This is a genomic window from Kordiimonas lacus, from assembly GCF_001550055.1.
In the GTDB taxonomy this organism is placed as follows: domain Bacteria; phylum Pseudomonadota; class Alphaproteobacteria; order Sphingomonadales; family Kordiimonadaceae; genus Kordiimonas; species Kordiimonas lacus.
On sequence record NZ_LRUA01000007.1, the window covers coordinates 339,292 to 365,625 of the forward strand.

24 protein-coding genes are annotated in these 26,334 nt (G+C 60.5%); 11 read left to right on the top strand and 13 right to left on the bottom strand.

Annotated features, from left to right (window positions below; all coding sequences use genetic code 11):
- Positions 1–51 precede the first annotated feature (51 nt).
- Together KORLAC_RS14550 and KORLAC_RS14555 are read left to right on the top strand one after the other, a co-directional pair.
- A complete protein-coding gene (locus tag KORLAC_RS14550; protein ID WP_068307682.1) occupies positions 52–1,029 on the top strand; it encodes an arginine N-succinyltransferase in 978 nt (325 codons plus the stop codon).
- Positions 1,030–1,104: 75 nt separating this feature from the next.
- On the top strand, positions 1,105–1,887 hold the full coding sequence (locus KORLAC_RS14555; protein WP_068307688.1) for a hypothetical protein: 783 nt from the start codon (positions 1,105–1,107) through the stop codon (positions 1,885–1,887).
- 7 nt (positions 1,888–1,894) lie between these two features.
- Here the strand turns inward: KORLAC_RS14555 and KORLAC_RS14560 are convergent, their stop codons facing one another.
- Positions 1,895–3,664 (bottom strand): pyridoxal phosphate-dependent decarboxylase family protein, encoded by a 1,770-nt coding sequence (locus tag KORLAC_RS14560; RefSeq protein WP_068307690.1) that lies wholly within the window; start codon positions 3,662–3,664, stop codon positions 1,895–1,897.
- A gap of 153 nt (positions 3,665–3,817) precedes the next feature.
- On the opposite strand from KORLAC_RS14560, the gene KORLAC_RS14565 reads away from it, so the two are divergent.
- From KORLAC_RS14565 to KORLAC_RS14580, 4 genes are all read left to right on the top strand, one after another.
- Positions 3,818–4,390, top strand: a complete 573-nt coding sequence (locus tag KORLAC_RS14565) for a helix-turn-helix domain-containing protein (RefSeq protein ID WP_068307692.1) — start codon at positions 3,818–3,820, stop codon at positions 4,388–4,390.
- Between the two features lie 207 nt (positions 4,391–4,597).
- Complete coding sequence (locus tag KORLAC_RS14570) at positions 4,598–5,794, top strand: glycine C-acetyltransferase (RefSeq protein ID WP_068307694.1); 1,197 nt, start codon at positions 4,598–4,600, stop codon at positions 5,792–5,794.
- 42 nt (positions 5,795–5,836) lie between these two features.
- Complete coding sequence (tdh, locus tag KORLAC_RS14575) at positions 5,837–6,865, top strand: L-threonine 3-dehydrogenase (protein ID WP_068307697.1); 1,029 nt, start codon at positions 5,837–5,839, stop codon at positions 6,863–6,865.
- Positions 6,866–7,101: 236 nt separating this feature from the next.
- Positions 7,102–8,493: an amidohydrolase family protein gene (locus KORLAC_RS14580; protein WP_068307700.1), complete on the top strand. Its 1,392-nt coding sequence runs from the start codon at positions 7,102–7,104 to the stop codon at positions 8,491–8,493.
- On the opposite strand, the gene trmB is transcribed toward KORLAC_RS14580, so the two are convergent.
- Positions 8,483–9,154 carry a tRNA (guanine(46)-N(7))-methyltransferase TrmB gene (gene trmB, locus KORLAC_RS14585; protein ID WP_068307701.1) on the bottom strand — a complete coding sequence of 224 codons (672 nt, stop codon included), beginning with the start codon at positions 9,152–9,154 and terminating at the stop codon, positions 8,483–8,485. The genes KORLAC_RS14580 and trmB overlap by 11 nt on opposite strands.
- Before the next feature lie 407 nt (positions 9,155–9,561).
- On the opposite strand from trmB, the gene KORLAC_RS14590 reads away from it, so the two are divergent.
- Positions 9,562–10,173 carry a transglutaminase-like cysteine peptidase gene (locus KORLAC_RS14590; RefSeq protein ID WP_068307707.1) on the top strand — a complete coding sequence of 204 codons (612 nt, stop codon included), beginning with the start codon at positions 9,562–9,564 and terminating at the stop codon, positions 10,171–10,173.
- A 128-nt stretch (positions 10,174–10,301) separates the two neighbouring features.
- On the opposite strand, the gene KORLAC_RS14595 is transcribed toward KORLAC_RS14590, so the two are convergent.
- Entirely contained in the window at positions 10,302–10,772 is a 471-nt protein-coding gene (locus KORLAC_RS14595; protein WP_068307709.1) for an aminoacyl-tRNA deacylase, read from the bottom strand.
- Between the two features lie 224 nt (positions 10,773–10,996).
- Between KORLAC_RS14595 and KORLAC_RS14600 the strand changes: the two genes are divergently transcribed.
- From KORLAC_RS14600 to KORLAC_RS14610, 3 genes are read left to right on the top strand one after another with little or no spacing between them, the layout of a single operon-like run.
- On the top strand, positions 10,997–11,326 hold the full coding sequence (locus KORLAC_RS14600; RefSeq protein ID WP_068307714.1) for a hypothetical protein: 330 nt from the start codon (positions 10,997–10,999) through the stop codon (positions 11,324–11,326).
- Between the two features lie 15 nt (positions 11,327–11,341).
- The gene (locus KORLAC_RS14605) at positions 11,342–11,704 is read left to right on the top strand and encodes a hypothetical protein (protein ID WP_068307716.1); all 363 of its coding nucleotides are present in this window, start codon (positions 11,342–11,344) and stop codon (positions 11,702–11,704) included.
- Entirely contained in the window at positions 11,701–12,624 is a 924-nt protein-coding gene (locus tag KORLAC_RS14610; RefSeq protein WP_068307717.1) for a DNA/RNA non-specific endonuclease, read from the top strand. Before KORLAC_RS14605 ends, KORLAC_RS14610 begins: the two co-directional genes overlap by 4 nt.
- Positions 12,625–12,695: 71 nt before the next feature.
- Here the strand turns inward: KORLAC_RS14610 and KORLAC_RS14615 are convergent, their stop codons facing one another.
- The 5 genes from KORLAC_RS14615 to KORLAC_RS14635 form a co-directional block, all read right to left on the bottom strand.
- Positions 12,696–14,372, bottom strand: coding sequence for an amidohydrolase (locus tag KORLAC_RS14615; protein ID WP_068307718.1), 1,677 nt, complete (start codon positions 14,370–14,372; stop codon positions 12,696–12,698).
- Positions 14,373–14,487: 115 nt separating this feature from the next.
- Positions 14,488–15,150 carry a PAQR family membrane homeostasis protein TrhA gene (trhA, locus tag KORLAC_RS14620; RefSeq protein ID WP_068307720.1) on the bottom strand — a complete coding sequence of 221 codons (663 nt, stop codon included), beginning with the start codon at positions 15,148–15,150 and terminating at the stop codon, positions 14,488–14,490.
- A gap of 88 nt (positions 15,151–15,238) precedes the next feature.
- Positions 15,239–15,985 carry a substrate-binding periplasmic protein gene (locus tag KORLAC_RS14625; RefSeq protein WP_082714716.1) on the bottom strand — a complete coding sequence of 249 codons (747 nt, stop codon included), beginning with the start codon at positions 15,983–15,985 and terminating at the stop codon, positions 15,239–15,241.
- Positions 15,986–16,030: 45 nt separating this feature from the next.
- The gene (locus KORLAC_RS14630) at positions 16,031–17,200 is read right to left on the bottom strand and encodes an alpha-hydroxy acid oxidase (protein WP_241493431.1); all 1,170 of its coding nucleotides are present in this window, start codon (positions 17,198–17,200) and stop codon (positions 16,031–16,033) included.
- Between the two features lie 142 nt (positions 17,201–17,342).
- On the bottom strand, positions 17,343–17,813 hold the full coding sequence (locus KORLAC_RS14635) for a tetratricopeptide repeat protein (protein WP_068307726.1): 471 nt from the start codon (positions 17,811–17,813) through the stop codon (positions 17,343–17,345).
- Positions 17,814–17,908: 95 nt separating this feature from the next.
- Here KORLAC_RS14635 and KORLAC_RS14640 point away from each other — a divergent pair, with 95 nt between their 5' ends.
- Positions 17,909–18,847, top strand: coding sequence for a LysR family transcriptional regulator (locus KORLAC_RS14640; protein WP_068307728.1), 939 nt, complete (start codon positions 17,909–17,911; stop codon positions 18,845–18,847).
- A 68-nt stretch (positions 18,848–18,915) separates the two neighbouring features.
- Here the strand turns inward: KORLAC_RS14640 and KORLAC_RS14645 are convergent, their stop codons facing one another.
- From KORLAC_RS14645 to KORLAC_RS14665, 5 genes are all read right to left on the bottom strand, one after another.
- Entirely contained in the window at positions 18,916–22,101 is a 3,186-nt protein-coding gene (locus KORLAC_RS14645; RefSeq protein WP_068307730.1) for an amidohydrolase family protein, read from the bottom strand.
- Between the two features lie 113 nt (positions 22,102–22,214).
- Positions 22,215–22,961, bottom strand: coding sequence for a substrate-binding periplasmic protein (locus KORLAC_RS14650; protein ID WP_068307732.1), 747 nt, complete (start codon positions 22,959–22,961; stop codon positions 22,215–22,217).
- A 69-nt stretch (positions 22,962–23,030) separates the two neighbouring features.
- Entirely contained in the window at positions 23,031–23,549 is a 519-nt protein-coding gene (locus KORLAC_RS14655) for a DUF2867 domain-containing protein (protein ID WP_068307734.1), read from the bottom strand.
- 83 nt (positions 23,550–23,632) lie between these two features.
- Positions 23,633–24,853 carry a saccharopine dehydrogenase family protein gene (locus tag KORLAC_RS14660; protein ID WP_068307839.1) on the bottom strand — a complete coding sequence of 407 codons (1,221 nt, stop codon included), beginning with the start codon at positions 24,851–24,853 and terminating at the stop codon, positions 23,633–23,635.
- Between the two features lie 105 nt (positions 24,854–24,958).
- Complete coding sequence (locus KORLAC_RS14665; RefSeq protein WP_068307736.1) at positions 24,959–26,254, bottom strand: MFS transporter; 1,296 nt, start codon at positions 26,252–26,254, stop codon at positions 24,959–24,961.
- Positions 26,255–26,334: the final 80 nt, after the last annotated feature.

Here is a 26,334-nt window from a genome sequence, read left to right on the forward strand (position 1 = left end):
ACAGGCCATAGTGAATGAATAGCGCAACACAGCCATCAGGACATGAAACACATGATTATTCGCCCCGCCCGAAAAACAGACATAGACAAGCTGATGACGCTCGCCGCCAAGGCTGGCCAGGGCATGACCACGCTGCCCAAGGACGAAGCCGCCTGGCACGAGCGTATCGATGCATCGCTCACCTCCTTCGCGCGGCCTCTGGATGACCTGACGGCGGAAACCTACCTTCTGGTGATGGAAGAAGCGGACGGCACACTCTCTGGCGTCAGCGCCATCTATACCAATCTGGGGCACGGCCAGCCTTTCTATAGCTACCGGCTGTCGAAGCATGCGGCACGCGCGCCTGAGATCGGCGTGCGCTGTGAGGCCAGTGTGCTGTCGCTGGTGAATGATTTTCATGGTTATGCCGAAATCGGCACCCTGTTCCTGGACCCGGCCATCCGGGGCGGCGGGCGCGGCACGCTCCTCTCCTACAGCCGCTTTATGCTGATGGCGGCCCAGCGCGAACGCTTCGGTCCGCAGGTGATGGCGGAAATGCGCGGCTGGACAGACGCGGAAGGCCGCTCGCCTTTCTGGGAAGCCGTGGGGCGCAAGTTCTTCAAGCTGGATTTCGCCGAAGCCGACGCGCGCTCGGGCGTCTCCAACCGCTTTATCGCGGACCTGATGCCCAAGGTGCCCATCTATACCGAATTGCTGCCCGATGAAGCGCAGAAGGTGATTGGCCTGACCCACGACAAGACCCGCCCTGCCCGCGCGCTTCTGGAAAAGCAGGGCTTCCGCTTCCGCAACCAGGTGGATGTATTCGACGCCGGGCCGTGCATGGAAGCAGACCTTGAAAACATCCCGCTCATCCGTGGCGCACGGGCCTGCACGGTAGGCGACCTGACGGACGCAGAGCTGGGCACCCGCGCGCTGATCGCCCGCACGGATGGTGATTTCCGCGTCACCCAGGCCCCCGTTGGTCGCGACGCGCTCACCGAAGTGCTGGACCTCAGCACAGACACGCCCCTGCTGTTCAGCCCGCTCTAGAGGTGATGCCACAATAACCGGTTGTTAAGGCGCGCGCTTTATCCTTGGGACCCGGGTGGTCTGAAGGAAAGTGTTTTGCGTATCCTATTGAAGTTTCTCAGCCTGATTGCCTGTGCGCTGTGTACAGTGACGACCTTTGCCGACACGCCAAGGCCTGTGATCACCATTGCGGCACAGGAAATGCCAGACCTGCTGAAAGCCGGGGCTGACCTGCCGTACAACAAGCTAATGGAACTGTTATTGGACGGCGCCCCGGCGGACCTGACCATCACCATCTACCCCGGTCAGCGTGGCGTGATGCAATGGGTGCGGCAGGAAAGCCAGTGCCTGTTCGGCAACATCACCCTGCCGGGCGGCAAGCGCATTCCCCATTCCGTTCTGTCTGAGGAAGAATTCAGCAACCTGATACTCGCCGGCCCCTTCAACCGCATTGCGGTACATATGTTTGCACTTCATGAAATCCCGCCCACGGACGCCCGCACCATCGGCGCCCAACTGGTGGCCGTGGACACCATCGCCCACACCGACACCTCGCTTTATGCCCCGGCGCTGAGACGACTGAAATACGCCAAGGTACCGTCGACCCTGGAAGCCTTCCGCCTGCTCGAGCAAGGCCGCGTGCAGATGGTGCTGGCATACGGTATTGATGCGGCACTGGCGCTTGACAAACTCAAGATTGCAGCAGACGTGCGCTATGACCCATCAGCCCCCATCCTGGAGTTCGAGGAAAACCTGGCCTGCTGGAAAAGCCCCGAGACCGAGGCACTGGTCACCCATGTGCAAAAGCGGATTTCCAACACCCGCAAAAGCGGCGCACTGGCCCGGCATTTCCCCCAAATACCGGGCGACCGCCCCTGAGGTCAGCTCACGCTGCCCTTGCCGGGTGGAACCAGTCCTTGAGATGCGCGATGATATCTGTCGTCAGCCTGTCGGCGACCGCCTCTTCCCGCCAGAAGGGGTTCATGAACACACAGCGGATCAGCACCAGCCGGTCATCATCCATCTTGCCGCCAAAAGTTTTCACGTGGCGTTCAATCACCTTGCTGTGCGCCTTCCCTGACAGCGTGGTTTTCGAGACTGAAAAATCGGCGCAGGCCACGAAGCGGTCGAATACGGCTTCGGTCGCGGCATTGGCGGCCTTCAGGCTCATGCCCTCTTCCGCCAGCGAATAACACAGGATGTTGGTCTCGCTGGGGCTCAAGGGGCGCACGAACGGCAGTTCGGCCACTATGCGTTTCCGGAACGCGCGGCAGGCCAGGATCGTCTCAGCGATCACACCGCCAAGGCCCGAGGTGTCGAAGCCCATGGTCTTGCCCGTCAGCCAGGTGGCCGCCGCACCCGCGGCCGAGCGCGAGCCTTCGAGGGTGGTCGACCATTTGTCCGGCACCTCCAGCTGGCGCTCCAGATACGGCGCCTTGAAGCTCGAAACCGCATAGGCCTGCTCGTCACGGGTGATGATGGCGCCGCAGCTGTAGGGCACATAGCCCAGCTTGTGCGGGTCGATGGTCACGGAATGCGCCTCTCCGATCGCCGACAGCGCGGCACTGTTGGAGACGCTCAGCACCGTTGAAGGCTTGCCGCGCAAGAGACTACAGAGGAAGCCACCATAGGCCGCGTCCACATGGTGCCAGATATCCCAGCCATGCCGGCGATTGGCCCCGTTCAGGATGCCCTGCACCTGATCTACCGGGTCAATCTCGCCCGTTTCCGTGGTGCCCGCCACGGAAACCACCATGCTGATCGGGCGGGCTTCCTTGTGGGCCCGGTCAATCAGCGCCTCAAGTGCCGCCACATCCATTTTGCCCAGCGCGTCCAGCGGCACGGGCCAGAAGGCATCTTCGCCATAGCCGAAAATATTGGTCGCCTTGGTCCAGGAGAAATGCTTGTTCTCGGGCACCAGCATAACAGGCCCGCGATAGGGCTGCCCGAATGCTTGCGTCATGCGCTCGCCAAACGCGTACGGATTTGTCGCCACGCCACTGTAGCCGCGCAGGTCATCCAGCACCACGTCATGTGCATCCAAAAGCTCGGCAAAGCGTTTCCAGCCCATGTGGGCACCCGCGAACAGGTCAAGCGTCACCCCGCGTTCTTCCGCCAGATACAGCAGCAGGCTGAGCCAGTGATCCTGCCGGAAACGCGCGCGCCAGACGGCCTCGAAATTCGCGACCGTGCCGCCACCGGTGATATGGCCCGTGGCGCGCTCGGGGTCGAACCCCAGCATTTCTGCGAGCATGGCAATCACTTCCACCTCGATCCTGGAGCCGATCTTCGACGAGTCGCGGCTGGTGTTGTTGGGGTTGTGCAGGATCATGGCGAAATGGCCCATCAGCGCAGGCAGCGTCAGCTCCGACACCATATGGCCAATATAGCGCGGCGTGAATTTGGGCACCTCACCGTCCAGAAGGTCGGTCAGATCCTCAAGCCCCGCGATGATCCGCTCCCGCGCTTCAAGGTAAGCTGGCGTACGGCGCTCAGCTTTTTCGGAAACCGGGACGTCAGTGGGGAACAGGTCCTTCCGCCACTGGAACCAATGCTCCAGTATCGACTGGAACTCGGAACGCACCCAGGTTTCGTTCTCAGCCTTGGGGCCAAGGAAATAGGCCTTATAGGCCTCGGTCGAGTGATCCGCTGTCATCCTAATTCTTCCTGATCGGTTTTCGGAACGCTCTCATTCCTTAGCGGCAAATGCACCACCGCCGTTTGACAGAGATCAAGCGCCGGCACATTTCCCGCTGGATCAAGCGAAAAAATTCAATATAGTGAACAAAAGGTCGATAAGGACAAGATCATGACACGCAACTCCCCGCCCGATGTGGGCCAGAAAATCAAGGCGCTGAGAAGCCGCGAGAAGCTGACACTCGACGGCCTTGCCAAACGCTCGGGCGTGTCCAAATCCATGCTGTCGCAGATCGAACGCGGCCTGACGAACCCGACGCTCGGGACGCTGTGGAGCCTGACCCAATCGCTGGGAATTGACCTTGCGAGTCTCCTGGATACGCCGCAGGAAGAAGAAACCAGCGCCCCCGAAATCGAAGTGGTAAAAGCCTACCAGACGCCAGAGATACAAAGCGCTGACGGCAAATGTACACTGCGCATCCTGGGGCCCATTGACCTGGTCAGCAAGACAGAATGGTATGATATGCGGCTGGAGGCCGAAGGCTGCCTCGAATCAGAAGGGCACGCCAGCGGCACCACAGAGCATCTGACGGTGCTTGAAGGTGCGCTGAGCGTCCGCATCGGCGCCAGCGTGCAGCATTTTGAAGCGGGCGACACGGCGCGCTACCAGGCCGACGTGCCGCACTTTATTGAAAATAAAGGGCAAACACCCGCGCGCGCCCTGATGCTGGTATTGGCGCCCTGAAAGCGCAGTATCACGGAATATATTGGCTATTGACCAATATATTGAACAGTGTATCTAGTATATCGAATTTTGACGAGCGACATAAGAGCCGTCACCCTGAACTCGTTTCAGGGTCCATTGGCTAGTCCGTTAGAGACGACATTAAGTTGAGACATGGATGCTGAAACAAGTTCAGCATGACGAGTGTACTTCAGAAGGGAATTGGGCATGACTGATCGCTACACAGCGTATCTTCAGGAACAGTTGGCAGACGTGAAAGAAGCGGGCCTTTATAAGAAAGAGCGCGTCATCACCACGCCGCAGCAGGCTAGCGTGCATGTTGAAGGCAGTGGCGACACAGACTTCATCAACTTCTGCGCCAACAATTACCTCGGGCTGTCGAACGATCATATCCTGGTCGATACCGCCAAGAAGGCGCTGGACGAGCACGGCTACGGCATGTCCAGCGTGCGCTTTATCTGCGGCACCCAGGATGTGCACAAGGCGCTTGAGGACAAGCTCGCCAAATTCCTGAAGATGGAAGATGTGATCCTCTACCCAAGCTGTTTCGACGCCAACGCAGGTCTTTTCGAGACGCTTCTGGGCCCTGAGGACGCGATCATTTCCGATGCGCTCAACCACGCATCCATCATTGACGGTGTGCGGCTTTGCAAGGCCAAGCGCTTCCGCTATGCCAACAACGATATGGCCGAGCTGGAGCAGTGCCTGAAGGACGCGCAGGACGCGCGCTTCCGTCTGATCGCCACTGACGGTGTCTTCTCGATGGACGGCATTCTGGCGAACCTGCCCGCCATCTGTGACCTGGCCGAAAAATACGACGCCATGGTGATGGTGGACGACAGCCACGCTGTTGGTTTCATCGGCGAAACCGGCGCGGGCACGCCCGAGCATTTCGGCGTGCAGGACCGGGTGCATATCATCACTGGTACGCTGGGCAAGGCGCTCGGCGGGGCGTCGGGCGGCTATACGGCGGCATCCGCTGAGATCGTCGACTGGCTGCGCCAACGCTCGCGCCCTTACCTTTTCTCCAACACGCTGGCGCCGGTGATTGCAGCAACCTCGATCAAGGTTCTTGAAATCCTAGAGGAAGGGTCTCAGCTGCGCGACCGGGTGCACGCAAACTCCAAGCGTTTCCGTGACGGCATGGAAAAACTGGGCTTCACGCTCGCGGGCGCCGACCACCCGATCATCCCAGTGATGCTGGGCGACGCCAAGCTGGCCGCCGAGATGGCCGACAAGCTTCTGGGTGAAGGCATCTTCGTGATCGGCTTCTCCTTCCCGGTAGTCCCGAAGGGACAGGCCCGCATCCGCACCCAGATGTCTGCCGGCCACACGCCAGAGCAGATCGACCGCGCCGTTGAAGCCTTTGGCAAGATCGGCCGCGAACTGGGCATTATCAGCTAAGACAACAGACCGAATATTCGGGCACATGTGAGGGACAAAATCATGAAAGCGCTCGTCAAAGCAAAAGCCGAAACCGGCATCTGGATGGAAGACGTGCCGATGCCGGAAGTCGGCCACAATGACGTTCTGGTGAAGGTAAAGAAAACCGCCATCTGCGGCACCGACGTGCATATCTATAAATGGGACCAGTGGGCATCCCAGACCATTCCGGTAGGCATGCATGTGGGCCACGAATTCGCAGGCGAGATTGTTGAGCTGGGGTCCGAGGTCAAGGGCCTCCAGATCGGCCAGCGCGTGTCGGCCGAAGGCCACATCACGTGCGGTCACTGCCGCAACTGCCGCGCTGGCCAGCGCCACCTGTGCCGCAACACCGAAGGCATCGGCGTCAACCGCCCGGGTGCGTTCGCGGAATATATCTCGGTCCCCGCCGTGAACATCTGCCCACTGCCTGAAGGCGTGTCGGATGAGCTGGGCGCGATCCTCGATCCGCTTGGCAACGCAACCCACACCGCGCTTTCGTTCGACCTGGTGGGCGAAGACGTGCTGATCACCGGCGCAGGCCCCATCGGCATCATGGCCGTTGCCATTGCCCGCAAGGTGGGCGCGCGCAATATCGTGATCACGGACGTCAATGACTTCCGGCTGGATCTGGCACGCGAGATGGGCGCCACCAAGGCCGTGAATGTCACCAAGGACAGCCTCAAAGACACCATGGCCGCACTTCACATGACCGAAGGCTTCGACGTGGGGCTTGAAATGTCAGGCGTGCCGCAGGCGTTCGGCAACATGCTGGAGACCATCAACCACGGCGGCAAGGTTGCGCTTCTGGGCATCCTGCCTGAAGGCTCCGGCATCAACTGGAACCATGTGATCTTCAAGGGCCTTGAAATCCACGGCATCTACGGGCGTCGGATGTTCGAGACCTGGTACAAGATGATCGCCATGCTGGAAAGCGGCCTCGATATGAGCCCGATCCTGACCCACCGCTTTGGCGTGGACGATTTCCAGAAGGGCTTCGACGTGATGTGTTCGGGCCAGTCCGGCAAAGTGATCCTGGATTGGGCAGCTTAAGGGCTGCCTCTTCCGCATACCCTTAGCTTCATTTCCGGCGAACCGCACCACCGGCAAGGGAAAGAAAACCATCGTGGCGGCATTGATTGGATGTCAACGCCGCCCTATGGGGTGAGCCGCCCGACCGGTTGCGGCACGAACACCCCGACGCGGCCCCCCATCACATCTGTGTCAGGCCATGGACTTGGCTGGCATCTGTGCCATCTTAAATTTAGAAAAACAGGGGAGGGACACTTATGCTCAAGCATTTCATCAAAGCCGCGCTTGCAGGCGCGCTTCTGGCCGCCGGTGCCCAGGCGGAGCAAACAGCCCTTGTGGGCGGACGCCTGATTGATGGCTTCGGCCACCGGCCTATCGCCAACAGCGTTATCCTGATCAACGACGGCGTGGTGGAACGGGTGGGCACCGTGGATACACTGCCGGTGCCGGACGGCTATACCGTCGTGTCTACGGACGGCATGGACCTGCTGCCCGGCCTGTGGGAAAGCCACGCCCACCTGATGCTGAACGGCCACGCCGATTATGAGCATTGGGACAAGGCATATATCAACCGGCTGGCCGACGAGATCATGCCCGCGAGTGCCGCGCAGCTGTTGCTGGCTGGTGTGACATCCGCGCGGGACCTCGGCGCGCCGCTCGACGCTTCCGTTTCCGTCAAGGCCCGGATCAATGCTGGCGAGACGCCCGGTCCGCGGCTGTTCACATCCGGCCCGTTCCTGCAGGACGAGCCCTACCCCGGCACCGAAGCCTTCCGCTGGGGCGTGAAAACCGATGCTGAGGCAAAGAAGAAGGTGAAAACGCTGGCCGACGCCGGCATGGAAATCGTCAAGCTGATCGACCAGGACAAAATGCCGCTCGCCGTCGCCCAGACGATTGTCGATGAAGCGCACCGGTACGGCATGAAGGTGGTGGCCCACTCCCACCGCCCGAACGAGATCCGCCGCGGGCTTGAGATCGGCGTCGACAATTTCGAACATACCGGCCTCACGACTGCCCCCGAATATCCGGCGGATGTGGTGGAAAAGCTGAAAGAGCGCACCGCAACCGGGCGTGTGGCGGGTGGGCCCTTATACTGGACACCCACTGTAGAAGGCCTGTGGAACTTCCAGCATACGGTCGACAACCCGGAAAAACTGGACAGCAACTGCTGGCATCGCGGCCTGAAAGCCGACACCATCGCAGACATTAAAGGGTCCATCCAGAATCCCGGCCAGCTTGGCTACACCCAGCTGACGCCGCTCCGCCGCCCGACACTCAAGCGCAAGATTGCCCAACTCAGGGAAACGGGCCTCGTGTTCCTTGTGGGCACCGACAGCGGCATCCCGATGAAATTCCACTGCCAGAGTACCTGGAACGAAATGGACGTGTGGGTGAATGTGATGGACATTGCGCCCATGGACACCATCCGCGCGGCCACCTATTGGCCCGCCGTGATGATGGGGGTGTCTGATAAACAGGGCACTGTATCAGCAGGCAAATATGCCGATATCATCGGGGTGAAAGGCGACGTGCTCAGGCACATCAACCTGCTGTCCCGCGTTGATTTCGTTATGAAAGACGGCACTGTCTATAAATATGACGGGCAGGTAAATGAGGCTGCCATGGGGCCCATGGCGCTTAAAGACTGACCTTCGAGAGATCAGCGGTCAGCCGGTAAAGGGGCTGGCCGCTGTCACGGTATTTGCGTTCGAACGCGGTCAGCGGCTCAGGCACGTCAAATGCCGCTACCTCGCCCGTGTGGCCCGCCACCTCGAGCGCCACGGCAAATTCCTCCAGATACAGCCGCCAGTTCGAGCGCATCTCGAACACGCCGCCCAGCTTGAGCATATCGGGGAACACGGGCGAGGCGTGCCAACGACGCTTCAGGTGCACTGATTTCGGGTATGGGTTCGGGTAAAGCACATAATGCCGCGCCAGGCGCCAGCCAGCCGCCACCGCCAGGCGGTAGAAATCCGTCAGATCGGCCCGCATCAGCACCAGGTTGTCCCGAAACAAGGTGGGGCGTTCACGCATGATCCTGCTTTCAGACTTGTCGATGCCAACCACCCAGTGGTCTTCAAACTGTGCCGCCAGAGCCCGGCTGCTGTCACCCGCACCGCAACAGGCATCCAGGATAAGCGGGCGCTTCGGCGCATCATCCAGCCGGGCGCAGACCGCATCAAAGGCCCGGCGTGTATGATCGGCCACCGGCTTCCTGAATTCTGATTCGAGGTGCTTTTTCACCACGGAAACCAGGTTTTCATGAACATCCGACTGGTTGCTGATAATTTTTTTTGAGGCCGATTTCATGCTTTGCCCAATGCGCCTTTCACTCAGAACCGGCGCAAAGTAGCAAAAACAAGTCGCAGTTTCCAACAAGCAAATGCTGCATAAGCCGCATTAAACACTCAGGATTTCACGGCGCAGAAAAATTTACCGATATTTTCTGTTTATTTGCAGAAAAGACTATGAAAGCCCTGAAAAATCATCCATTTTTTACGCTATTTTTCGCTAAAATCGGACAAAATATTGCGACGAACACGCATTTGGCAGAGTTTCTGTATCGAATTATTTGCGATTCTTTCAGGCACTGCCCACCAAGGCATTAGGAAATCGCAGACCGGGACACATTCGTGCCCCCGGACTTCCATCAGGCAAAAGAACTTAAGCCGGCTTACCGGCGATGGACAAACTGTTGTTTGATAGGATGAAGTATCGTGTTCAAAAAGCTGCTTATTCTTTGTTTTGCACTTCCCCTGGCTGCCTGCATGGGCGCCGGCGAAGGCTTTGGCCCAATTGCTTCAACGAATGCTCTGGCACCAAACACCGCCATGCCCACTGGCGAGAAAACCGCTACCCCGATTGCTTTTGCCGAGTTTTGCGTGCGCAACCCACAGGAATGCAAACTGCCGGCGACAGAAGACATGCTGGCGGAAATCGCCACAGCGCAGGCCGAAACCAAAGCGCTGGTGATCCCTGAAGAAGAAAACGGCACTGATGTCTGGCAAAGCCGGACCGATGTTGGCCCTGGCGACTGTGAAGATTTTGCGCTGACCATGCGCCGTATCCTGCGTGGCCGTTACCCTGAATATAGCGGGTCGTTCCTGATCGCCACCGCCTATACGGAAGAAAACCAGTATCATGCGGTGCTGACGATCGAGACCTCAGTTGGCACCATCGTGTGCGACATCCGCTTCCCTGAATGCGCGCCGTGGGATGCGCTCCCTTACCAGTGGCGCTTGCGGGAAGTGGCGGGCGCCGACTTCTGGCAGGAACTGGGCCCGGTGCGCAACCTGCCGCAAACGGCAACCGCTGCTTCTGGCCGGTAAGGATTTGGCCGGTAAGGATTTGGCCGGTAAGAAACCGGACGGCAGACAGAATACCCTCAGGCAAACGGGTGGTGCGCGGCAAAGTACCACCCGTTATATTCTTCTGGGTCCCCGGTTTGTCCCTTCAGCTAGTGCGGGCGGGAAATCCGGGCGTGCTCGGAATCCGCCGTCAGCTTGGCAAACGCCTGCCTGTCGATATGCAACAGATTACGGTGGTCACCAGCTTCCAGATACAGCTCGTCCTGGTCGTCGAGGCTCGTGTCGATGATCATGGGCATACCGTATGCGCTGCCGCAAGCCGGTACGGCTCCTGCATCGCAGTCATCGAAAATGCTGCAGGCTTCGGCTTCGGTGGCAAGCCCGAGCCGTTCATGCGCCCGGTGGCTCAGTGTCTGCAGGTCTACATGGTGAGACGCGGGCACCACCGCCATCATATAGCCGTGGTCGGATTTGAGCAGCACACCTTTCGCCATGGCGTTCCCTGAGATATGAGCAGCCTGGGCAATCTTTGATGCAACGACTTCCCTGTCGTGGGGCATGATTTCATAATCAATGCCATTCTTCTCCATAAAGCGCTGGAGACGGGGGGCGATAGACATGATGGTCCTCCATAATGCGGGTCAAATCAGTCCCCATATGGGCATGGAGGTATGGGGGAGCGGATGAGTATAGCACAATCGTGCCCACGCACAGAAGGTTTCCAAAGCCAGCCACAGCCAAACCCGGTCGATGCGGCGATGCAACCAAACGCCAGCCACCTAATCTCTTTATAGTTTTGCGAATAAACTTTTTGCGATACTATTGCGCGCAAGGGGAGAAGATCATGGCACTTCATGATTGGCTGAACTGGGGCCTCCAGATCTGGCTTGCGCTTATGCTCGCGACTATCGTCGTGAAAATGCTGCAGGGTGATATTGCCCTGACAGACGCCATGTCGCATGAGCATCAGGGCGATTATGCGCCCGAACGGGCCCAGTTGTTCCTCGCCTCCATCGCCGCCGTTGCCTACTACGCCTTCCAGGGCTTTTCGCTGCTGGGGACAGGCGCCACCAGCCTGCCTGACGTGGACGACACGGTGGTCACCTTACTTGCCGGCAGTAATGGCATCTATCTTTTCGGAAAACACACTTATGCCAACAGGCGCCTAGTCTAATAGGGGAGACTTTTCATGGATAGCGCACTCAAAGGGCCGGAACTTATCAGCCTTGTCACCTTCGGGGTTCTCAGCCTCATCCTGCTCGGCTTCGCCGGCACCGTTCTATATAAAATCTGGGTCGGCAAGATCGACATCACGCAGCTTCTGGTGGGTAAAACCAAAGCCAGCCTGTCCCGGTTCCAGTTCCTGATTTTCACCTTCGTTATCGCCGGGCTTTTCCTGGCGCTGAGCATCGAAGCCGGTACGTTCGTTGACATTCCAGGCAATGTGCTGGTGCTTCTTGGCATCTCCGGCGCGGGCTATGCCATGGGCAAGTCCATGTCCAAGCCGTCTGGCCAAAACCCGCCACCAGCACCTGACGGAGACGGCAAGTGAGAACGGCGCGGCTCGTAAAGGGCGGCGCTTCCCTCCTGCTGGCCGCCCTGATGGGGGGTGCCGCCTGGGCACAGGACACAGAGACGCCCGCAGCCACACCGGCGACCGAGGTGCCAACCGAAACCCCAGTCGAAACCCCAGCCGCAGCGGTGCCAGACGCCGAAGCCACTGTCTCGCATGTGGACTGCGACGCCTCCCCCATCTTGGCCTGGGCGCCGGAAGACATGGGGGACCTGACGGGCATGATCACCCTGTGCCGCGAGGCCTATGTGGCCCGCTTCAACCCACAAACCCGCAACCCGGACTGGGTGGTGGAAGTCCTGAACCCTGAAAACCTCAAGGGCACAGCCGACCGGGACGACGCCAAATTCCAGGCAGACCCCGACCTTGTGCGTATGAATGTCGAAACCCGGGCCACGCTGCCGGACTATAAGGGCAGCGGCTTTGACCGCGGGCACCAGGCCCCGGCAGGCGACATGAAGCGCAGCGACGAGGTCATGATGGAAAGCTTTTACCTGACCAACATGGCACCGCAGGTGGGCATCGGCTTCAACCGCGGAGCCTGGCGCAAGCTGGAGAGCGTCGTGCGCAACTGGGCCGCAACCCGCCCAGGCACCAGCCTGATCGTGATTACCGGGCCAATCTATAAAGACGGTGCGGAGAAACGCTTCATGGACAGCTCATCGGGTGAGACCAAGGTGCAGATTCCAGACGCCTTCTACAAGATCGTGTTCGACACCACCAGACGGCGCTCCATCGCCTTTGTGCTTGAGAACAAGAAGCTGGATTTCAACGCCTACAAAGAGTCTCTCACCACGATTCAGGCGATCCAGGACCAGACGGGCTATAATTTCTTCCCGCACTGGTCTGCGCGCGAAGCCACCCTTCAGGAGACCAACGTCGCCAACCTGTGGCGCTGACAGCCAGCACCCGGTAGCGATCTCAGGCGGGAGAGGCACCCCATTGAGGGTGCCTCTTTCTCGTTCCGGGGCTAGTCTTCCGCCCGGTAGCGGTCCACCCCGCCAATGGCGGTCCGGAGCACGCTGACATCCTTGATGGCCACCGGGTCGATGGCGAACAGATTGTCGCTCAGCACCACAAAATCCGCCAGATAGCCGGGCTTAATGAGCCCCAGCTTGTCTTCCTGATAGCCAGCATAAGCATTATTGACCGTATAGGCCCGCAGCGCCTCAAGCACGCTGATCTTCTCATCGGGGATCCAGCCGTCCGGGTTGGCGCCGTCAAGCGTTTGGCGGGTCACGGCAGCATAAATGCCCATGATGGGGTCCAGGGGCGCCACCGGCCAGTCAGACCCGAAGGTCACCCGGCCACCCGCGCGCATCAACGAGCCAATCGCATAAGTACCTTTCAGCCGGTCCTCGCCCAGGCGCTTTACAGCCCAACGGCCATCGTCAATCAGGTGATACGGGTGCATGGAAGCTGTCACATCCAGCTCACTGAACCGCTTGATGGCGCTTTCACTCAGGTGCTGGGCATGCTCAATGCGGAACCGCAGGTCCGTGCGGTCCACCCGCGCGGCGACATTCTCGAAAATATCCAACAATTTGTCGTTGGCCTGAAAGCCGATGCCGTGCACCGTGACGTGGAGGCCCGCCTGCGCGCCGCCGAACACCCGGTTCTGCAGCTCGTTCATCGACAGAAGCGGAAAGCCGCTGGTCTCGGGCGCGTCGGCATAGGGTTCATACATCCAGGCCGTGGTAGAGCCCAGCGCGCCATCCACAAAGCCCTTCAAGCCGCCCCAACGCAGCATGTCATCGCCCCGGCCGTGTTCAGCCACATAGCCCTGCATGCGCTGCCACTCCTCAAGCGGCGTAAAGGCATAGATCCTCAGCGCCAGCTCATCCCTGTCCTTCAGGCGGCGGTAGGTCTCAAGCGAGCGGTAGTTGTAGGCCATGTCATGAACCTGCGTGACGCCCATTTTGGCGGCATAGGCCATGCCCATTTTAAAGACTTCCTCCATGCGCGCGTCAGACGGCTTGGGCACCGCCTTGTCCATCATGAACATGGCAGCATCCTTCAGCACGCCTGTGGGTCGGCCGTCCGCGTCGCGCACAATCACCCCGCCTTCCGGGTCCGGCGTAGTGGCGTCAATACCCGCAAGCTCCAGTGCTTTTGAGTTCGCCAGCACCATATGGCCGTCCAGGCGGTTCACCGATACCGGCACGTCGCCTGTCACTTCGTCGATCCAGGCGCGGTCGGGCAGCTCCCCGCCCCACAGCTCATGGTCCCAGTTGCCGCCCAGCACCCAGGTGCCCGCAGGCGCCTTGGCGGCGGCCTCTGCGATCCGGCGGGTGAATTCTTCGGGCGTCGCGGCGTCCCTGAGCTGTACTTGTGTGAGCGTGAAAGAGCCTTCAAAGAAGTGAACGTGATTGTCGATCAGGCCGGGCACCACGAAGGCGCCCTGAAGGTCAACCACCTCTGTGCCGTCACCGATGTAAGCGGCCATATCGGTGGAAGCACCCACGGCCAAAATTCTGCCGTCCTTAACCGCGAAGGCTTCTGCGTCCACGCCAGCGGCGTCCCCGCCTGTCCAGACCTGGCCGTGGGTGAACACGCGGTCTGCGCTTTCCGTCGCGTCCGGCCCTTGCCCGCAGGCAGCAACCAAAAGAAGCGCGCCAGCTGTAAAAATTGATTTCAATGGATTCATGATATCCTCCCCTTGCCGATATTCAGGCATAGCATCCAGCGTGCCAGACAGGCGACCGAATTTGGCCCGGAAACTCAGGACAGGAACCGGATTTTATCCGGCGGGCCGACGCCGCTTAAATCACATACAGGTAAATGGCGATGAAGTGGCAGGCCGCGCCCGCCACCACAAACAAGTGCCACACCGCGTGGGTATAGGGCACCTTCTTGAGCGCATAGAAAATGGCGCCCAGCGTGTAAGCCAGCCCGCCCGCGATGATCCACCAGATGGCGGCTCCCGGCAGCCGGTCAGACAGTTCGCCCATCATCAACACAGCCGCCCAGCCCATGGCCAGGTAAAGCCCCAATGAGACCGGGCTGAATTTCTTGGCGGATTTCTTCACATAGGCCCGCGCCTTCAGCACCGTGCCCAGAAGCGCCGCGCTCCAGGCGCCCGCGGCCACCCAGGCGCCGAGCGAGATCGGCAGCGTCACCAGGGCGAAAGGCGTGTAGGTGCCGGCGATCTTGAAATAGATGGCCGAATGATCCAGCATCTTGAAAAAGTCGCGCGCTTTGGTTTGGAACAGGCTGTGATAGAGCGTCGAGGCCGTGAACATGAAGATCATGCAGCCCGCATAGAGGGCCACCGCTGTGATCTCCAGCGCACCACCCACTGCAGCCGCCTTCATGACCAGGAAAACCAGGCCGACAATGGCCGCCACCGCCGCCACCCCGTGGCTGATAGCGTGGGTAACTTCCTCACCCAGTGAATAATCCCGGCTCATTGCAACTGATGTCATGCGGCTTGGCTTTCTGGTTTGCGTTGCGGCTAGCTTACAGGTAACGCCCACCGGAGTACAGTAAACGCGTCATATCAAAGGTAGGCGGTCAGGGTTTGCCTTCAAGGGTCCAGTCCCCCCAATGTTCTGCGGCCAGGCGGTCTCTATAGTCCGTCAGGCCCGGAAGGATGGCTCGCATCCGTGCCAGCACCTCTGGCTTTGTTCCCCTGCCGCACCCCAAATAGATAACAGACCGCTTCCACATCAGCTTCATGTCCGGCATGGGCAGACCCGCCAGCTCGGCGTTACTGCGGGCGTTGACAATACCGGTCAGCCACAGGTCACCCCGGCCATGGCGCATCAGGCGTATGGCCGCCACGTCATCTTCAACAGTGATATTGCGGGTTTCCGGCCTGTCGCGCATAAGCGCTATGGTCACGGCGTCGCCCACTTTGGAAACAACTGTATGCCCGCCCAGGTCATCCAGGTTTGAAAGGGCAATGGTCTGGTCATATCCAAAAAAGCCCCAGCCACTGTGAAACAGCGGGCCGACCCATTCGAACATCGTTTCCCGTTCCGGTGTGCGGTTCATGCCGTACAGGCAGACATTGGGGGTGGTTGAGGCGTCACGGAAGCCGCGCTGCCACGGTAGCAGCTCGAACGTGGCGCTGACATCCGCCCGCCTGAGCATCTCCTCCACCAGCAGATGCGCCGCGCCTGCAATTTCCCCGCTTTCCGGGTCGCGGTAATTGACCGGGGCATTTTCTTCGGTGATCAGCCGCAGGTCGGCGGCCATCACGCTGGCTGACACCAGCGTCGTCAATCCCAGAATGCACCACAGTCGACTTGATCGCATTTGCACCTCAGCTCGGTCGTGCGCTCAAGTATGCACGGGTAAAGTTCACTTTTGGTAAACTGCTGGCCTTTCGGGCGCCAAAAGGTGCCTGCCGGCGGCGGCAACAGTGGCGCAACCCGACAGTGCCAGGGACCGGCGGATTTCATCCACCATCAGGCCCAGCATGCGGTCCACGCCCGCTTCGCCCGCCGCCGCCAGCGCGTAAAGGTAGGGCCGCCCAAACGATACAGCATTGGCCCCCAGCGCCAGCGCCTTCACCACATGATTGCCGCGCCGGACGCCGCCGTCCACGATCAGCTCCATGTCAGCGCCCACCGCGTCACGCATCGGCGCCACACAGTCAATGGGAGCGGCGGCCCCATCCAGCTGCCGGCCGCCATGGTTTGATATCATCACCGCACTTGCGCCAACGTCCCGGGCGCGCACGGCATCGGCGGGGGACAGGATACCCTTGATGGCAAACGGCCCGCCCCAGGCTTCGATCACCTTTGCTGCATCATCCCATGTCACGCTATGGTCGAATTGGCTGTTCACATAGCTGATCACCCCCATGGCGCCGGATGCCAGCGCATCCTGCCTGTGGGCCACATTGGCCAGCCGGAAATCACTGTTGCGCAGCAGATTGAAGGTCCAGCCCGGGTGGGTGATAAAGCTTGAAAGGCTGGATAACGTCAGCTTCGGCGGCATCAGGAAGCCGGTGCGCAGGTCGCGCTCCCGGTTGCCGCCCGCCACCATGTCCACCGTCAGGCACAGGGCGTCATAGCCCGCGGCCTTGGCGCGCGCGACAAACTCCATGGTCAGGCCGCGGTCCTTGTGGATGTAAATCTGGAACATCTTCGGCCCACCCGATGCTGCCGCCACATCTTCCATGCTGGTGGTCCCAAGGGTCGACAGGCTGTACATCAGCCCGTGACGCGCCGCCGCCCGCGCCACCGCCGGTTCGCGCTCGTGATGGAACAGGCGGTTCATGCCGGTGGGCGACAGGATCAGCGGGGCCTTCAGCTCAGCCCCCAGCAAGCGGGTGGTGGTATCCACCACACTCAGGTCCTTGAGATACTCCGGCAACAGCGGGTAGCGGGTGAAGGCATCGGTGTTATCAGCGAGCGTCCATTCATCGTCTGCCCCGCCGTCCAGATAATGGAACATGGGTGCCGGCAGCTTGCGCTTTGCCGCCTTGCGGAAATCATCCGTGTTCAGAAGTTTATCGAGCCGCACCAAGCGCTTGTCCCCCGTGGCCATCCTGGGTCGCATTCTACGCAGGGAAGGCTGCGGGCGGCAAGCCTGACAGGGCATAAAAAAAGCGGGCTGACCGGGGGTTCGTCGGTCAGCCCGCAAGACGTGAGGGGTATAGGTATCGTTACCCTTCACACTGGGATCGGAATGGTCCGGTGACGTGGCTCGGGCTCAGGGCATGGGCCTGGCAATAGTCAGTAAGGGCACCGCTGGCGTCACCCAGCGCCTTCCGGGCATGCCCGCGGTTGACATAGGCTTTCCAGTAACGGGCATCTTCGGCAATCGCGCTTGAGCAGGCAGACGTGGCTTCTTCATAAGAACCCTTCAGGAACAGCGACGCACACAGGCTGTTCTGAACAATCGCCATATGCTCGCTCGCGAGGTCCCTCTGGGCAGCTTTCCTCAGGTAGCGAACGGCGCGGTCATAGTCGCCCTCATTCATGGCTTCCTGGCCCTTTTCAATGTTGCGGTCCGCATGCACATAAAAGACCTGCGTCTGGGCGTTTGACGGTTCGCTCAGGAGGAACAGCACCGCCAGAAAGGCCAACAACCCAAAGGCCTGGATCCTCGACTTATACTCATGGCTTGTAGACATTGTATTTTCTCCTTATCCTCGTACGGATTATTATATCTGTGGCTTTCGACCATTTTTTAAGATATATTTTTCTCTTGAAATTATGAGATTTATTCATGAATAGCCGTTTGATAAAATTGGTGCAGGCCAGCCCCTTCCTGGCGGCGCTGCACCAGGAACTGAACTTCACCAAAGCCGCCGAACTACTGGGCGTGCACCAGACCGCGGTGAGCCACCGGGTGCGAGCGATTGAGGACATGCTGGGCATGCAGCTGTTTGAACGCACGACCCGGTCGCTGAAGTTCACTCATGCCGGGGAAATCCTGTGCCGGGCTGCATTCTCGAGCGTGCATGACCTTGAAGACGCGCTGGACCGGATCCTGCAGGCGCGCCACACCAACGCCATCCGCGTATCGGTGCCGCCGTCGCTGGCGATGAAATGGATGGTGCCACGCCTGATGCAGGCCCGTGCTGCCGGGCTCAGCCTTTCGGTGCAGGCGCAGACGCGGCTGGTGGATTTCACCCGCGGCGAGGCCGACGTGGCCATTCGTTATGGCATCGGCCCCTACCCCGGCCTGAGGTGCGTCAAGCTGGGCACGTCCATCATGCAGGCGGTTGCCAGCCCGTCTTATGTCAAGGAAAAGGGCATCGACCCCGCCAATCCCTGGACGGTGGAGCATGACATCTTGATGGACCACGCCACAGAAGTGGACCCCATCCCGTTCGGCTGGCGCGAGTTTGTCGAGTTCGAGAAAGATTTCACCCAGACGGTTGACCCCGTCAGCCGTTTCGACCGCACAGACCTGGCGCTGCAGGCGGCCATGAGCGGGCTTGGCGTGGCGCTGGGGCGCGCGCTCCTTTACGAGCAAGACGTGGAAAACGGCTTCCTGGTACCGCTCGGGCGGCCCTATGCGGTCAAGCCGTCAGACTGGCTTGTGTGCTCCTACGAATTCGCCGAGACGGACAAATACAAGGAATTCGCCAGCTGGATTCAAGGCGAGGTGGACAAAACCCACGCGGTGATGGACCGCTTCTTCCCCAGCCTGCAGGGGTAACCCCCATGAAAAAGGGAGGCCGAAGCCTCCCTGTTCCCAATTAGCCCAAAGCCCTTGGCGGATATCGCTCAACGGATATCGCTCTCTGGCCTATCCGCCCAGTAGAAAGGCTTGGGCGCGAAATCGCCCGTCGCTTCCTCTGCCAGCGTGTCAGCGCGGTATAGCCGCCCATTGAGCATCACATGGGTCAGCTTGTCGCTGTCCTTGATGTCGGTGAGCGGATCGCCGTCGATGATCAAGAGGTCCGCCAGCTTGCCGGCCTTCAGGCTGCCGATGTCAGCGTCCATACCCATATAGCGCGCCGGGTTGATGGTCGCGGTCTTGAGCGCCTGCATCGGCGTCATGCCGCCACGCACGAAGCTCCAGAGCTCCCAATGGGTGCCGAAGCCCTCACGCTGCCCGTGTGCGCCGGTGTGCACACTGACACCACGTTCCATCAGCTGCTTGGCGAAGGCTGCATTTAGGCCGTCGCCATAGTCTTCCTCCGGCGCGACCTCACGCCTCACGGACCGCGGCTGCAACACGGTGGGCGGCACGAAGTGGCTGAGGCGCGGATGCTTCCACACGTCCAGGTGCTTGTACCAGTAATTTTCGCCGCCGATGCCGCCAAAGGCCACCACCAGCGTCGGCGTGAAGCCCACCTCGGTCTGCGGCCAGAACTGCAGCACGTCACCATAGATATGCTGGTTCGGCAGCGTGTGCTCAACGCCCGTGTTACCGTCCACAATCAGGTTCATGTCCTGGTGATAAAGCGATCCACCTTCGGCCACCACATTGAGGCCCAGCTGACGCCCGGCTTCCACCACCTGCTGGCGCTGGTCGCGGCGGGGCTGGTTATAGTTCTTGATGCTGATGGCCCCCTGCGCCTTCAGGCGGCGGGCGTGGGCAAGCGCGTCGTTGATCTCATCCACCGGCGCCCAGTAGCTGGACTTGGCACCGTAAACGATCTCTGCCGTGGAGAAAGTGCGCGGCGCGACAATCTTGCCCGCCTGCTGATATTCACTGGCGGCAAACACAAGCGTTGCACGGCTTGACGGGTCATGCGTGGTGGTGACACCAAAGGCCAGATGCCCCATCTGCGACCAGTTCTGCTGCGGCACGATCTCACCGCTGCCATAAGGCCCGTGGGCGTGGATATCAATGAAGCCCGGCAGGATGGTCTTGCCAGAAGCATCGATCACGGTTGCACCTTCAGGCACTGCAACGTCAGCGCCCAGGGCCTGGATGCGGTTGCCCTCAATCAGGATGGTGCCGCCTTCAACGACCTCGTCCCCTTCCATGGTAACGATGCGGGCGCCCACAATGGCGGTCAGGCCCTCAGGTTTCGCCGCCGTGACTTCCTGGGACAGGTCAAGCCCGCCCTCAGGCGCCTTGAAGTCCGCCCCGAAGGCATCGGCCACATCCACCCGCTTCATCACCGGCCCGATGGACCAGTAGGCTGTATCATCGTCCGCCCAGCCAATATAGGTGCCGCCGTCGCGGGTCAGCTTTGCCACTGGCACACTGCCACCCGAAGGGGTCAGGGAAATCTCCTGCCCGGTCGCGGGCACTGGGGCCATATAGACGTGATAGTTTTCGCGCCAGATAATGTGGCTCCCGGATTTGTTCAGCTTCAGGTCAGACGCATATTTGGCGCTGGCGATCGTGCGGGCGTCATAGCCGTCTGCTGTCAGGCTGACGAGCGCAGTGCCCCGCTGTACCAGAATGCGGCCGTCCGGGCCGAACGCCGGCGCGTCGCCTTCCTTGGTGACCAGCGTGGGCATACCACCCTTCGTGGCCATGTGGTAGACGCCCTGCCCTTCATCATGGGTGTCGTCCAGAAGATACCCACCCCCGCGCTTTCGGTACAGCAGCGTATCGCCCGCGTCATTGATGGCCAGATCGGCATAGTGGCCAGGCTCACTCAGCACTGCCTTCGGCTTGCCGCCGCGCGCGCTGACGCGCTGGATGCTGCCCAGCTTTTCGTCGTCCCAGGTGATGAAATAGATGGTCTTGCCGTCCGGCGACCAGATGGGCGACAGCTCAAAGCCATAGTCGCCACCGCGGGTCAGTTTCCGCGGTTCACCCTCACCGGATTTCACATAGAGGCTGCCCAGGCTTTCAAACACCACCGACTTGCCGTCGGGCGACGGGGTGGCGAAACGCACCATCCGGGTGCGGAACACATCGGGCGCCACATCCACCTTGAAGCGCGGGGGCGCGTAAACCGTGCGGGTATCCTGCACATGGAACGGGATTTCGGCTTTCTCGCCTGACGCCACATCCATGCGCCAGATTTTACCGCGCGACCAATAGACGATCTCGCGGCTGTCCGGCGTCCAGTCCATGTTTGGGTAAAGCCCATGCACAGCCCAGCCTTCCTGCATGTCATGATCCAGGTCATCATCCAGCATGGTTAGCTCGCCGGTGCCCAAATCCTTGACGAACAGGCGGGATTTCGCGCGCACCCGCTTGACGAAAGCGAGCTTCGACCCGTCGGGCGACGGCGCGGGCCGCACGGCCCCACCGGGGCCGCCCACTGCCGTTTCAACTGTGCCGTCTTCAAGCGATATCTTCTTGATCTGGAACACTTCCGTGTTGCTGTCCTGTGCATAGAGGAAGGTATTCCCGGGCGTGACATTCATGGTGTAATAGAGGCTCTCGCCGTCCGGGCTGAACATGGGTTCGCCCAGTTCCTTCTGGAACGCCTCATTCGGGCGCTTCACCACCTGCAAGCCGCCGGACGCCTTGCCCGACGCGTGATAGAGCCAGATTTCCCCAGTGCCGAGCGAGCGCCGCGTGGTGAAATGCTTCCGGGCCGCGATATAGCTGCCGTCCGGGCTCCAGGTCGGGTTGTTCATCAGGCGGAAGCTTTCCTTGGTGATCTGGCGCGGCTCTGAGCCGTCGGCCTTCATCACCCAGATATTGTCGCCGCCCGCGCGGTCGCTGGTGAAGGCGATTTCCTGGCCGTCGGGCGAGAAGCGCGGCTGCATATCCCACGCCACACCGGACGCGATCACCTTGGCCTTGCCGCCAGACGCCGGCATCACATAAATGTCGCCCAACAGGTCAAAGGCAATCATCTTGCCGTCCGGGCTGACATCCAGGCTCATCCACGTGCCCTCAACCGTATCAACCATGACTTCCTTGGCCGCGCCGGTGACCGGCGGGTTGTTCACATCCCATTTTTCTGGTGTCTCGCTCGCGGTCGCCGACGCACTGAAGGCAAGAACGGCACCGACGGCAGCCGCCTTTCCCATGTCCCTGAATTGCATATTGTATCCCCTCAAAATATTTTGACCAACCGTAGGGTCATGGGAAGGGGGGCGCAAGCCCACAAATGCGTGATGCGGCAAGCCGTAAACGAAAGACATAAGGGGAGGCAGGCTTATTCCGACGGGGCGGCTGGTGTGCGTTCGCGAGTGTAATAATAATGCCGCGCCTTCAACTCCTGGCGCAGGGGCTCCAGCGACATATTGGCGGCATTCAGCCGGGCGATTGCCTCATCATCTGTGGCCTTGTTGCAGGCCAGGGAAAGCTCGATGGGGCGCCACAGGAACGCCAGTTCCGGCACCACACCCGCCTGGTCCCCGCCAATGAAGGCGGTAAACACGCCTGACACCCACAGGTCCGCCCGGCCTTCGTTCAGCAGCACCAACGCACGTTGGTCTGTCGGCACCTCAAGAAGCCGAATGCCTGGAATGTCACTGATGCCAGAAATATTGATGGTACCCGTTGTCGCCGTCACCATGCGGCCGCTGATATCCGCCACGCTGTCGATGGCCACATCCGCACCGGCCCGGCGGTAAAAGGCCCAGCCGCTGGTATAAAGGGGGCCGACCCACTTGAATTTGTCCTCGCGCCCCGGCGTGCGGACCGTGGTGAAGATACAGGTATTGGCGTCCCTCAGGGCATAGCGATAGGCGCGGTTCCAGGGCAGCACCGACAGGTCATACTCGTACCCCGCCTTGGCCATGATGGCTTCCACAAGCTCGGTGGTAATGCCCACAACCCTGCCGGATTCCGGATCCGTGAAATTCATCGGGGGCTGTTCTTCAGTCACAAGCTTGAATGTCTGTGCCCCGGCGGGAACAGTTGCTAGAAGAAACAGCAGGGTCAACCAAACCAAACGCATTTCGACTCCAAACCACCCCCATGCGCCCAGGTATTCTATGGGCACAAACGTTAACAGGCTGCAAACAGCCTAGGCCGGAGGATGCGCGGCCTTCTCCAGCCGTTTCGCGGACAGTCGCATGATGGCCTTGTGAAACGGCAAAATCGTATAAAGATACAGCCAGCCATACCAGGCATGGGGATGGACCCATGTGGCAACGTACCAGGCCACCGGCGTGCGGTAGACTGTCACCCGAAAATCCAGGTGGCGATCGTCCTCGCCAAGGATAATCTCGTCCTTCAGGCGCTCCCGCACGGTAAAGACGATGCGTTCACCACCGGCGTCCAATTCAAGGGCGCCCGCTTCCGCCTCGGCCTCATTCCGGCTGTGCTTCCCGGCCTTCAGCCCCAAAGGGCCGACAATCCTGTTCCGAAGGTCCATAAGCGCCTGCACCCACGGCGGCATATAGGCGATGGCCGTGCGCACGGCCTCTTCCATCTCCATATCCACAGGCACAGCGGTGGCGCGGTAACAATCGATAAAATCGCCCTGTTTGAAATGGGCCCACAGGGCGCTTGATTTCGGCAGGTCAGCAGCGGATACACTCATGGTTCTCTCCCAAGTTTGGAAGCCCATTGTGAAGGCCCGCGCCCGCGCACCCAACCGGCGAAATGTCGCACAGGCGGCGGTCATCAGTCGTCCAGCGCAAACACAAGGCCCGCATGCTTTTCAAGCCGGTCGATCAGCTTGTCGCCCAAGGCCGTTGCCGGGGTCCAGAAACCGCCCTTGAGGTCTGGTTTCGCTATGTCCTGCGCCAGGCAGATGCCGGCCTGCGCCAGCATCTTCGCCGTCGAGCCATAGCCGGGGTCACGGTCACCCGTGACGCGGGCACGGATCACATCGCCCGCCTCTGTCTTGCCAAAGAAGCGCAGGTCATAAAAGCCGTTCAGCTGTTCGTCAGGCGATGGCCCCTCGCCCGGCTTGGGCACCACGAAGCGTTCAAGCAAATAGCGCGTGGGCGCCATGGCGGCCAGTACCATGAAAATGCCCATCCCGAGTGTCGCGACCGTGGCCTGCATCCGGCTTTTCATCATCATGGCTTCGTCATAGCGGAAATGCGCACCATAGGCCTTTCCGTTCAGCGCGTTGGTCCGGTGAACCACACGGGTATTGATGGCAGCCATGATGAAAGGCGCCAGCCAGCGGCCCAGGTCCTTGTCGAATTTCACCCCCGTGATGTTACGCTGGCGGGCGCTGAAGCCGTGCTCGCGCGGGCAGATGCTGTAGGGGTCTGCCAGCTCTTTCTTGAGCTCCGGCTCCTTGGCCACTTCCTTCATGACATTCATCAGGCTGGCAACCGTGCCGCCCGACATACCGCCCTTGATGGCCTTCACACCCATCTTCACGCGGGTCGCGGGGGCACCAAATTTGGCATTGGCCTCGCGCTCCAGGAAATGTACGCCCAGATCACTTGGGATGCTGTCAAACCCGCAGCAATGAACAATGCGCGCGCCACTGGCCTGCGCCACATCCTCATAGCGCCGGACCATGCGGCGGATCCACTGGGTCTCCCCCGTGAGGTCGACATAATCGGTGCCGGTTTCAGCGCACACCTTGACCAGCGGCTCGCCATAAAGCGCATAGGGCCCGACTGTGGAGATGATCACCTTGGCGCGGGCTACCATGGCCTTGAGCGCCACCTCGTCCGAGGCGTCCGCGACAATCAGCTCGAGGCTGTCGGCGGCCTTGCCGAGACTGGCACGAAGTGCCTCAAGCTTGACCCGCGAGCGGCCAGCCACAGCCCAGCGAACACTGCCGCCCAGACCGTACTGTTCCGCCATATAGCTGCACAGGATTTTGCCAACGAAGCTTGTCGCCCCGAAGACGACAATGTCGAACGATTCTTCTGTCATATTGGCTCCCAGCCCCAAAAGCATGCCCCCATGCTTATCCTTAATGTAGCGTAAAGATTTACCCGGTCAAAATGTAATGCACGCCGGGCGGGCGAATGCCTTGCGTCAGGGCCGGTCTGCGATCTGAATGGCCTGGGCTTCCGGGTCCTCCTGCGGGCTCTGGTCACCCTCATCTTCGCTGCGTGGGTCCAGCTCATAGGCCATGGCCGTGGTGCTGGTGACAGGCACGAAGCTTTCGGTATCCTCCACATCCACAGCCGCACGCTGGGTCATGCGGTAGGCGGTGAAGGTGGCCAGCACGATAGCGGAGATAGCCAGATACAGGAACAGGCCACCGGCCCCGACAAGCCGCATCGCCAAGGTGCCCAGAAGCGGCCCCAGCACGGCGCCCATGCCGTAGAGCATCAGAAGTGCGGCGCCTGCGGGCACGAAATCTTCGGCTTCCAGGTGATCGTTTGTGTGGGCCAGCACAAGGCCATAAAGCGGCAGCACAAGGCCACCCATCACCGCGCCCATAACGTATAGCCACGGGTCATCCGGCAGGATATCGGTGGACACCAATATGCCAACCACCGCGATGGCAATGGCGACAAAGCCAATCACGATCCGGCGGTCCATACGGTCCGACAGGCGCCCGAACGGCCACTGGGTTACCACCCCACCCAGCACCAGCAATGTCATGAACACAGCGATATCATCGGACACCAGCCCCTTGGCCTGCGCGAACACGGCCCCCAGGCCCCAGTAAGCCCCGGTGATCAACCCGGCCGAAAACGTGCCCACGGTACCGACAGGCGACACGCTATAGAGCCTGCGGAAACTCATGCGGTCAGGTGCGGAAATTTCCGGGCTGGGTGTGCTGGTCAGCGCAATGGGCACCAGCGCCAGTGAAATGATAACAGAGACGAACACGAACAGGTCATAGCCTTCCGGCGGCGCCATCATCAGGAAGGCCTGGCCGGCGGCAGTCATACCCAGCATCACAACGAAATAGATTGATACCACAGTGCCGCGGTTCAGGTTGCTGGCGCGCGCATTCAGCCAGCTTTCCGCCACCAGGCAGAGGGCTGCGAAACAAAAACCCGTGAGCGCACGAAAAAGTATCCAGCTCAGCGGGTCCACAAACACCGCGTGGCAGATGGCCGCCGCCGACGCCAGCGAGGCGAAGGCCGAGAAGGTGCGGATATGCCCGACCCGCGCCACAACGCCCGGCGCATAAAGGCTGCCCAGAACGAAGCCCGCATAATAGGCCGACATGACAAGACCGATCAGCAGCGTCGGGAAATTCTCGATACCGGCGCGCACCCCCAGAAGCGAGGCCTGCAGCCCCATACCCAGGTTCAAACTGCCCGCCCCCAACAACAGGGCGGCAATGCCGAGAAGTGTCGCGCGTAAGGTCACAGGTCCTCCTGAAATACGTGCCAGAGTTCATTTTGTGGCCAACAGGCCTAACAGGCAAGCGCCTTGGGTGCAATGGCTGT

Bases quoted from the DNA above. Each gene is read 5' to 3' on its own strand.
- KORLAC_RS14660 (WP_068307839.1), bottom strand. From the start codon at position 24,853: ATGACAGAAGAATCGTTCGACATTGTCGTCTTCGGGGCGACAAGCTTC.
- KORLAC_RS14560 (WP_068307690.1), bottom strand. From the start codon at position 3,664: ATGACAGCGGATCACTCGACCGAGGCCTATAAGGCCTATTTCCTTGGC.
- KORLAC_RS14570 (WP_068307694.1), top strand. From the start codon at position 4,598: ATGACTGATCGCTACACAGCGTATCTTCAGGAACAGTTGGCAGACGTG.
- trmB (WP_068307701.1), bottom strand. From the start codon at position 9,154: ATGAAATCGGCCTCAAAAAAAATTATCAGCAACCAGTCGGATGTTCAT.
- KORLAC_RS14595 (WP_068307709.1), bottom strand. From the start codon at position 10,772: ATGTCTATCGCCCCCCGTCTCCAGCGCTTTATGGAGAAGAATGGCATT.
- KORLAC_RS14580 (WP_068307700.1), top strand. From the start codon at position 7,102: ATGCTCAAGCATTTCATCAAAGCCGCGCTTGCAGGCGCGCTTCTGGCC.
- KORLAC_RS14565 (WP_068307692.1), top strand. From the start codon at position 3,818: ATGACACGCAACTCCCCGCCCGATGTGGGCCAGAAAATCAAGGCGCTG.
- KORLAC_RS14605 (WP_068307716.1), top strand. From the start codon at position 11,342: ATGGATAGCGCACTCAAAGGGCCGGAACTTATCAGCCTTGTCACCTTC.
- KORLAC_RS14645 (WP_068307730.1), bottom strand. From the start codon at position 22,101: ATGCAATTCAGGGACATGGGAAAGGCGGCTGCCGTCGGTGCCGTTCTT.
- KORLAC_RS14625 (WP_082714716.1), bottom strand. From the start codon at position 15,985: ATGCGATCAAGTCGACTGTGGTGCATTCTGGGATTGACGACGCTGGTG.
- KORLAC_RS14650 (WP_068307732.1), bottom strand. From the start codon at position 22,961: ATGCGTTTGGTTTGGTTGACCCTGCTGTTTCTTCTAGCAACTGTTCCC.
- KORLAC_RS14640 (WP_068307728.1), top strand. From the start codon at position 17,909: ATGAATAGCCGTTTGATAAAATTGGTGCAGGCCAGCCCCTTCCTGGCG.
- KORLAC_RS14600 (WP_068307714.1), top strand. From the start codon at position 10,997: ATGGCACTTCATGATTGGCTGAACTGGGGCCTCCAGATCTGGCTTGCG.
- tdh (WP_068307697.1), top strand. From the start codon at position 5,837: ATGAAAGCGCTCGTCAAAGCAAAAGCCGAAACCGGCATCTGGATGGAA.
- KORLAC_RS14615 (WP_068307718.1), bottom strand. From the start codon at position 14,372: ATGAATCCATTGAAATCAATTTTTACAGCTGGCGCGCTTCTTTTGGTT.
- KORLAC_RS14655 (WP_068307734.1), bottom strand. From the start codon at position 23,549: ATGAGTGTATCCGCTGCTGACCTGCCGAAATCAAGCGCCCTGTGGGCC.
- KORLAC_RS14635 (WP_068307726.1), bottom strand. From the start codon at position 17,813: ATGTCTACAAGCCATGAGTATAAGTCGAGGATCCAGGCCTTTGGGTTG.
- KORLAC_RS14550 (WP_068307682.1), top strand. From the start codon at position 52: ATGATTATTCGCCCCGCCCGAAAAACAGACATAGACAAGCTGATGACG.
- trhA (WP_068307720.1), bottom strand. From the start codon at position 15,150: ATGACATCAGTTGCAATGAGCCGGGATTATTCACTGGGTGAGGAAGTT.